The sequence below is a fragment of the Saccharomonospora saliphila YIM 90502 genome (assembly GCF_000383795.1).
Lineage (GTDB): Bacteria > Actinomycetota > Actinomycetes > Mycobacteriales > Pseudonocardiaceae > Saccharomonospora > Saccharomonospora saliphila.
This window is the reverse complement of the sequence record NZ_KB912728.1, coordinates 318915-322043: the sequence shown is the minus strand read 5'-3', so window position 1 is coordinate 322043 and position 3129 is coordinate 318915. Positions and strand designations below refer to the sequence as shown.

Genomic DNA, 3129 nt, shown 5'->3' with positions numbered 1-3129 from the left:
GTGGGCGCGCAGCGCCTCGGCGGCCGCGCGTTGCGCGGTCCGTCCCAGCGGCCCCAGCCGGTACGCCGCCGAAACCACCACGAGTGTGCGCACCACGTCCGGGTGGTCGGCGGCGAGCTGGAGCGCGACGGTGCCGCCGGTGGAAAAGCCCAGCACGTCGACGGGCCCGTCGGCGCGCTCGCGTACGAGTCCGGCGTAGTCGTCGGCGATGCCGGCCATCGTGGTCCGCTCCGGCAGGCCCGTGCGGCGCTGAACCCACCAGACGTCGCGCCGCCCGGTGTACGGACGCATCGTCCGCAGCGCGAACCGGCGGTCGAAGCCGGTCGGCGGGCCGTGCCGCGCGCTCAGGCCGGGCAGTGACAGCAACGGCGGTCCCGCGCCCGCGCGCAGCCACGCCAGGCCCGGCCCCCAGATGCCCTCCGTGGGAGCGTGGGAATCGGCGGTCATGAACCCACGATGAGGGTGGGTCCACGCGTGGGGTAGGGACGTTCGACCGCGTCGACCGGGACCGTGGCCGCCCGGGCCGGTGCTCGTCCGCGTGGCCGGGCCCGCGTGGGTGACCCCGGTCGTGGCGCGGCGCTGCCGCCCGCCGCGTGCGCGCCTAGGCTGGACATATGCGCCGGTCAAGCACGCTCGCCGGGCCCGTCGGATACGGCTGGCATGATCACGCGTGTTGGTTCCACGAGGGAGGGCACACTTGGACCGACGCTCTGGTGCCGTTCTTCGGCGAGGGAGTGGCGCGGCACGAACGCCTGCTGTACGTGGCGGACAAGAGCGAGTCCGAGCTGGCGGAGGATCTGGCCGGGCTTTCCCTGCGCGACGACCTGCTCAGCTCGGGGCAGCTCGTGCTGCTGCCGTCGGCACCCGTGCGCGGGGCCGGGCCGGGGAGCCGGCCGTGACCGACGGCGCCGTGCTGGTGCCCGTCCCCGGTGCCGACGTGCTGGCCCGGATCTCCCTGCCCGGCGGCGACCTCGACACCGTGCCGGTGCCGGGCGGGCCCGCCGGTGTGGCCGTCGACGACACCGGTCGCGTGCTGGTCGCGCTGCGGGAGGCCAAGGGCGTCGCCGTGCTCGACGGCGACCGGGTCACCCGGACGATCGAGGGTGGGCTCTACAGCGCCGACGACGTGCTGGTCGCCGACGGGCGACCGATGGTGCTCGACCGGCTGCGCACCGCCCTGTTCCTGGTCGAGACCGAGGACGGCGACCTCGGCGGGGGGCTGCGCGCGGGGCACGGAGCCACCAACGCGGTCGTGGACTCCTTCGGCCGCGTGCTGGTGGCCGACACCCGGGGCGGCGGGCTGCTGGCCTTCTCACCGGACCCGTTCCTGCTGCGGCAGCGATACCCCGTCCCCGGCGGGGTGCACGGCCTGGCGTTCGACCCGCGCACCGACACCGCCTGGGTCACCCTCACCGCGCGCAACGAGGTCGTCGGCTTCGACGTGCGCGGCGGTGAACCGAGGGAAAGGCACCGCTACCCCACCGTCCGGCAGCCGAATTCGGTTACCGTCGATCCACGGACCTCGCGGGTCATGGTCGGCTCGGCGTCCGGAGAAGGGATCCAGGTGATCACTCCATGACGAACGCGGAAGCGGTGGTCGACGGCGACTGGGAGTACCGCCGGGTGCAGCTGCCCCCGGGGATGTCGCGGATCTCGGCGACGGTGCAGCTGTCCATCCAGGCCGAGTTCTCCGGGTGGGAACTGTCCAGGGTGCGCCTGTACTCGGACGGCACCCGGCAGGTGTGGTTACGCAGGCGCCGCTCGCTGGCCGTGGCGGCGGGTCTGCCCGGACTGATCACCTGACAGTCCCCCGGCACGCGCCCGTGTCCCGGGCGACACCGGACGGGTGCCGCCTTGACACTCCCCCACTCGGTCGAACTAGTGTTCGACCAGAGGGAGGAATGAGGGAGTGCCGATGGAGCAGTCAACCCCACGCGCGCGGTCTCGATCGCCGTTGCCCTGGTGGCGGCGGGACCCGAGCGCGACCCCGACGCGCCCGGTGTGGGCGCCGACCGAGGAGATGCCGCGCGCGTTCCGCCCGGTGGACCCGCCGCAATGGGTCTGGGTGGACCCGCGCGCCGCGCTGCGCAAGAACGCCTTCGAGACCTCCGCGGATGATCCCGAGGGCATCCAGTACCGCTACGAGGCCAAGGGACTGCTGCGCGGGTGGATGCCCTCGGTGGACGGCGCCGCGCTGGCCGTGGTCACCTACCAGTTGCTCACCGCGGACCTGGCCTGGCGGACCACGGTGACGACGTTCGTGCCCGCACACCAGGTGCGGTTCCGCGCGCGCACCGGCCGCGAACGCCCCTGACCGCGCCGACTTCCCCCGGCTTTCCGCCGAATTGGGGGAGGCTGGGGTGCACCCCGTTGTCGGCGGTCACCGCCTCGCCGGGGACCGCGCCCGTGTCCGGCGGCCCGGAGCCGGTCAGGCGAACCGCTCGGGATCGCCCGCGCCCGCGCGGACGATCTCCGGCTCGTCGTCGGAGAAGTCGACCACGGTGGTGGGCTCGACCCCGCAGTCCTCCGAGTCCACCACCGCGTCCACCAGGCGGTCGAGCCGTTCCTTGATCTCCCACCCGACGGTCATCGGCTCGTCGTCGCCCGGCAGCAGCAGCGTGCTCGACACCAGCGGCTCGCCCAGCTCCGTCACCAGGGCCCGGGCCACCGCGTGATCCGGGATGCGCACACCCACGGTCTTCTTCTTCGGATGCGCGAGCTGGCGCGGGACCTCCCGCGTGGCGGGCAGGATGAAGGTGTACCGGCCGGGAACCGACGCCCGGATGGCGCGAAACACCGTGTTGCCCATCCGCACGAACTGGCCGAGCTGGGCGAAATCCCGGCACACCAGTGTGAAGTGGTGCCGGGAGTCCAGCTCCCGCAGGGCGCGGATGCGGTCCATGCCCCGCCTGTTGCCGAGCGTGCAGCCCAGCGCGAAACACGAGTCCGTCGGGTACACGATCAGCGCGCCGGACCGCAGCAGCTCAACGACCTGCCGGATCGACCGGGGCTGCGGGTTGCGCGGATGCACGTCGAAGTACCTCGCCACGGCGACGAGCCTAGGGGGTGCGCTTCGGCCCGGGCCACCACCGGCCCCGGCGCGTCGGCCCGCCCCGCCCGCGCACCGGC

At 73.8% G+C, this 3129-nt stretch carries 5 protein-coding genes and 1 pseudogene; 4 read left to right on the top strand and 2 right to left on the bottom strand.

From position 1 onward, the window contains the following. Window positions 1-447 (bottom strand): alpha/beta fold hydrolase (locus SACSA_RS26470; RefSeq protein WP_019819718.1); only part of this gene is annotated, 447 nt, incomplete at its 3' end. Between the two features lie 167 nt (window positions 448-614). Between SACSA_RS26470 and SACSA_RS26465 the strand changes: the two genes are divergently transcribed. The 4 genes and pseudogenes from SACSA_RS26465 (at window position 615) to SACSA_RS0120485 (ending at window position 2314) form a co-directional block, all read left to right on the top strand. Continuing rightward, window positions 615-899, top strand: a complete 285-nt coding sequence (locus SACSA_RS26465; RefSeq protein ID WP_232213028.1) for an MEDS domain-containing protein — start codon at window positions 615-617, stop codon at window positions 897-899. After that, window positions 875-1579 (top strand): annotated as a pseudogene (locus SACSA_RS24025) (hypothetical protein); the annotation flags it as partial. The gene SACSA_RS26465 and the pseudogene SACSA_RS24025, both read left to right, overlap by 25 nt. Continuing rightward, a complete protein-coding gene (locus SACSA_RS0120495; RefSeq protein WP_019819712.1) occupies window positions 1576-1803 on the top strand; it encodes a DUF5703 family protein in 228 nt (75 codons plus the stop codon). The pseudogene SACSA_RS24025 and the gene SACSA_RS0120495, both read left to right, overlap by 4 nt. A 112-nt stretch (window positions 1804-1915) precedes the next feature. Then, window positions 1916-2314, top strand: a complete 399-nt coding sequence (locus SACSA_RS0120485) for a hypothetical protein (protein WP_048877024.1) — start codon at window positions 1916-1918, stop codon at window positions 2312-2314. Window positions 2315-2428: 114 nt separating this feature from the next. Here the strand turns inward: SACSA_RS0120485 and SACSA_RS0120480 are convergent, their stop codons facing one another. Then, window positions 2429-3049, bottom strand: a complete 621-nt coding sequence (locus tag SACSA_RS0120480; protein WP_019819708.1) for an L-threonylcarbamoyladenylate synthase — start codon at window positions 3047-3049, stop codon at window positions 2429-2431. Between the last annotated feature and the right edge of the window lie 80 nt (window positions 3050-3129).

Coding starts and splice junctions, on each gene's coding strand:
- SACSA_RS26465 (WP_232213028.1), top strand. CDS start 615: ATGCGCCGGTCAAGCACGCTCGCCGGGCCCGTCGGATACGGCTGGCAT.
- SACSA_RS0120495 (WP_019819712.1), top strand. CDS start 1,576: ATGACGAACGCGGAAGCGGTGGTCGACGGCGACTGGGAGTACCGCCGG.
- SACSA_RS0120485 (WP_048877024.1), top strand. CDS start 1,916: ATGGAGCAGTCAACCCCACGCGCGCGGTCTCGATCGCCGTTGCCCTGG.